Origin of the sequence: Pseudohongiella acticola, assembly GCF_001758195.1 — a bacterium.
Lineage (GTDB): Bacteria > Pseudomonadota > Gammaproteobacteria > Pseudomonadales > Pseudohongiellaceae > Pseudohongiella > Pseudohongiella acticola.
Map to the genome: position 1 here is coordinate 1 of NZ_MASR01000008.1, position 4,487 is coordinate 4,487.

3 protein-coding genes are annotated in these 4,487 nt (G+C 56.3%); all 3 read left to right on the forward strand.

Features of this window, described 5'->3' with window-relative positions; all coding sequences use genetic code 11:
- Positions 1-2,318: hypothetical protein (locus PHACT_RS16405; protein ID WP_070119275.1), on the forward strand; the 2,318-nt coding region annotated here is incomplete at its 5' end.
- Positions 2,319-2,423: 105 nt separating this feature from the next.
- Entirely contained in the window at positions 2,424-3,470 is a 1,047-nt protein-coding gene (locus PHACT_RS15920) for an undecaprenyl-phosphate alpha-N-acetylglucosaminyl 1-phosphate transferase (protein WP_169819501.1), read from the forward strand.
- A 67-nt stretch (positions 3,471-3,537) separates the two neighbouring features.
- A partial coding sequence (locus PHACT_RS15925; protein ID WP_139141390.1) for a hypothetical protein occupies positions 3,538-4,487 on the forward strand: 950 nt, incomplete at its 3' end.

Sequence of the window (4,487 nt, forward strand, 5' to 3'; positions counted from 1 at the left end):
TAATGAAAAATACCAGCCGTTACAAGACGCGCCTGAGCCAAGTGGTCATTGCGGGCGTTATATCCGGATTTGGCGTTTATGCCAACGCAAATGATTTCACCATTGTCTCGAGTGGCACGCAGGGGCAATTTACGCTCAGTAACGGCTCGGGGTATTCCACCTCGGCGCAGGTAGACGCAACGGGCACAGTCGGCACGATTAACAACATCCCGTTGACTGATAACTTTGGTATTCCCAACTTTGCCTTCACCCTGGGCAATTCAGTCGGCGCGACCAACAAAACGCATACCTTTAAAGTCGGTGTTTCCATCTCCGAGGTCGGCACTAACCGTCGCCTGGAGGCCTACATTGCGACACTGAATTTGACGGTCAACGGCACCACGGTTACTGGCGATATTCCGGTTCAGAACCTGACCGTGCTGGCACGGGCCGGCTCACTGAACGCAACCACCACACTTAACAACACCAATGCCAATGGCCCCTACGCCATCAGCGGCGGCGGCATCAGCTTCAGTGGTTCCAACCTGGTCAACGGCCTGCTGCCTGATTCACTGTTCACCAACATTCTGGGTGAGTTCAATACCGGCGGCAACACGTACGATTACAGCATCGTTATTGAAGAAACCACTGGCGCACCCAAAGCACGCTTTGGTATTGATACCGGTGCCTTTACTTCGTTCACCGCAGCGACGCCACCCAATACGGTCTTTGACCTGAACGGCAATCAGCTGGAAGCAAACTTTGGCGCAGGCTCCTACCGCGTCAATGGCCGCTTCACTACCGCAGCAGCCGGCAGCGGCGCCGGTGGCGGTGACGCGCCTCCGGGCCAGGTGGCCACAGAAACGGTTGAAAGCACCGGCACCACTGCCGCTGCAGCCAATAACGCCATCGTCAATGGTACGGCCGAAGAAGCACAAAGCGCACTGAACACGGCGGCCAGCTCACTGGAAACTCTGGCCACTGCCGTTACCAACGGTGGCACACTGTCTACCGAGCAGCAGGCTGCGGTGCAGGCCAACGTGCAGACGGTGTTCAGTAATGTAGTGACACTGATAGGCAAAGTTCAAAACGATCCTGTCAAACTGGCAGCGGCAGTTACCACGCTCAACAGAACACTGACCGCCATGAAAAACGCCAGCGTACCGGCGACTGCGGCAATCGTATCCAACGTAGTAACCGCCGGCAGAGCATCCGCCTCAGCTGCGGCTCTCGCCAATTCTGGCATATCCGCCGAGAATGCAACCGACGCGCAGATCGCAGCGGCTCTAGGGAGTAACGGTCCCGCGCTGGAGGCGACTCTTCGCCAATCCATTCAGATTCCACCAACCAGCGTGCAGACACCACAGCAAAAGCAGACTGCTATCTCGACCTCGACACAGCAGCGTGGCGCACCTAACACAAATATTACTTCCAGTGCAGTCCCCCCCCTTGCAGTGGTTACTGTACCGACTGCAGGCTGCACAGACCCAGCACCAATTTGGGCCGGTGGATTCAATATAGGGGGTTCTGCTTGTGGCCTAAAGACGCCCGTAGAGCTGCCCCTGGCTGATGACAGGGTGGGTGGCGTACTGGCTGTCGTTGCTGAAGGCACTGCAACGATAAAAGCAGACGAAGTGAGTGGTGTACTGACAATCCAGCTACCAGGTGAAGCATATGCCGGGTATACCACGGCATCCAGGGCAGTTCCGGCCTCAGTGCCAACTGGCATCAGGATTCTTCGCAACGGTACGGCTAGCATTATCAACGCAGGTTATGCAATGGAGCTGGCACCGGTGCCAGTGGATACGGTTGGCTTTGCGTTAGCTGTGACTCAGGCGGGTTACAGCGATTTAACCTTTAGCAGCGATGACGGCGCCTACCGCATCGACTTTGGCAACGGTCAACGTTTTGCCGGGGTATTTGCTTACGACAACCTGAGCGGCAAGACCCTGGACTTCAACTGCGGTGGCACCACCATTGTTGAGCCCACCATTGCGCCCACAGCGCCTGGGTACAGCTTTGGCATCAACTGTGCCAATGGTGTGCAGCAGCGCATGGTGCCTTATATGGACAACACCAGCTTCTTTGCCAGTCTGGAGACGGCAAAGATCCCCTACTCGGTGGACCGCAATACCGGCATCATCACCTCGGAAGGCAACGGCCGCTTCAAGCCCAGCTTCTTTGTCAGCACACGGACAGCTGCGGAAACAGCATTCCACACGGGCAACAAGGATGCCAACGGCATCGCTTTCCAGGCAATTGATGTGAATGGCGATGGCCGTATCGATTTCAAGGTCATCGGCGATAACGGGACTCAGGTCCTGTACGGCGTCAACTAAGCGACGGACCTGCATTGGCGGGGCAGTTCTCGATTCGAGTGCTGCCCGGTCAGGCAACCGCCGGGCATTAAAATATTACGCTTGAAACGCATGGATTGTGCGATCATGAGCCCGACTGTTCTACTATTTGCATTTGCGTTAACGGCCTTATCGTTTCTGGCCTTGCGCCCGTTAGCGACCCGAGTAGGCTTGGTTGACTTGCCTGGCGGACGTAAAACGCACAGTCTGCCGACACCGATGATTGGCGGCCTGGGCATATATCTGGGCACACTCGCCATCTGTATGTTGTCACCGGTGGTCAGAGCAGATTATCAGCTGCTACTGGCAATCGCGGGATTTGTCCTCCTTGTTGGCATTCTTGATGACCTCTACGAAATACGCGCAACCCTGCGCATTTCCTGCCACGCAGTTGCCGCATTGGCCATGGCCTCATTGGCAGATGTAAGGCTGGACAGCCTTGGCAACCTTTTATATCTGGGCCCGGTAGAACTGGGTCTGCTGGCCGTGCCGGTCACCATGTTCGCCACCGTCGGCGTGATCAACGCGGTCAATATGAGCGACGGTCTGGATGGACTGTCCGGCGGGCTGGTAGTGATTGCGCTGGTATTCCTGTCCATCGCTGCGTTGGCGGCGGGTCAAAGCGCCATGCTCAGCTTCAATCAGATTCTGATTGTGTCGGTGCTGGCCTTCCTGGCCTTTAATTTCCGCATGCTGTGGAAAAAAAGTGCGCTGATCTATCTGGGCGATGCCGGCAGTACCCTGCTCGGTTTTATCCTGGCCTGGCTGGTGATTGCCGCCACCCAGGGCGCTGACGCATTCATCGCCCCGGTATATGCGCTCTGGTTTCTGGCGGTGCCGCTAATGGACACGGTCGGATTGATGATCAAACGTCCACTGCGCGGTCAGTCACCGTTCTCTCCCGGCCGTGATCACCTGCACCATCGACTGCTGAACGCAGGCTGCACACAGCAGCAAACAGTGCTGATCATGCACGGCACTGCCATGGTATTTGCCAGCATAGGTCTTGCCGCTCACATGAGTGGCGTGCGGGAAGGCACCATGTTTGTGCTGTTCCTGAGCTTGTTCGCCATTTATCTGGTTGCCACTCGACGCCCCGTGCCCGCGCAGAATCTTGGCCAGGCGAAATCATGATATTCTATACGCTACTTTATTCACTCTCTCTATGATCAATCGCAAAATCGCTATTAAGGGATCTCTAATGAAAAATACCAGCCGTTACAAGACGCGCCTGAGCCAAGTGGTCATTGCGGGCGTTATATCCGGATTTGGCGTTTATGCCAACGCAAATGATTTCACCATTGTCTCGAGTGGCACGCAGGGGCAATTTACGCTCAGTAACGGCTCGGGGTATTCCACCTCGGCGCAGGTAGACGCAACGGGCACAGTCGGCACGATTAACAACATCCCGTTGACTGATAACTTTGGTATTCCCAACTTTGCCTTCACCCTGGGCAATTCAGTCGGCGCGACCAACAAAACGCATACCTTTAAAGTCGGTGTTTCCATCTCCGAGGTCGGCACTAACCGTCGCCTGGAGGCCTACATTGCGACACTGAATTTGACGGTCAACGGCACCACGGTTACTGGCGATATTCCGGTTCAGAACCTGACCGTGCTGGCACGGGCCGGCTCACTGAACGCAACCACCACACTTAACAACACCAATGCCAATGGCCCCTACGCCATCAGCGGCGGCGGCATCAGCTTCAGTGGTTCCAACCTGGTCAACGGCCTGCTGCCTGATTCACTGTTCACCAACATTCTGGGTGAGTTCAATACCGGCGGCAACACGTACGATTACAGCATCGTTATTGAAGAAACCACTGGCGCACCCAAAGCACGCTTTGGTATTGATACCGGTGCCTTTACTTCGTTCACCGCAGCGACGCCACCCAATACGGTCTTTGACCTGAACGGCAATCAGCTGGAAGCAAACTTTGGCGCAGGCTCCTACCGCGTCAATGGCCGCTTCACTACCGCAGCAGCCGGCAGCGGCGCCGGTGGCGGTGACGCGCCTCCGGGCCAGGTGGCCACAGAAACGGTTGAAAGCACCGGCACCACTGCCGCTGCAGCCAATAACGCCATCGTCAATGGTACGGCCGAAGAAGCACAAAGCGCACTGAACACGGCGGCCAGCTCACTGGAAAC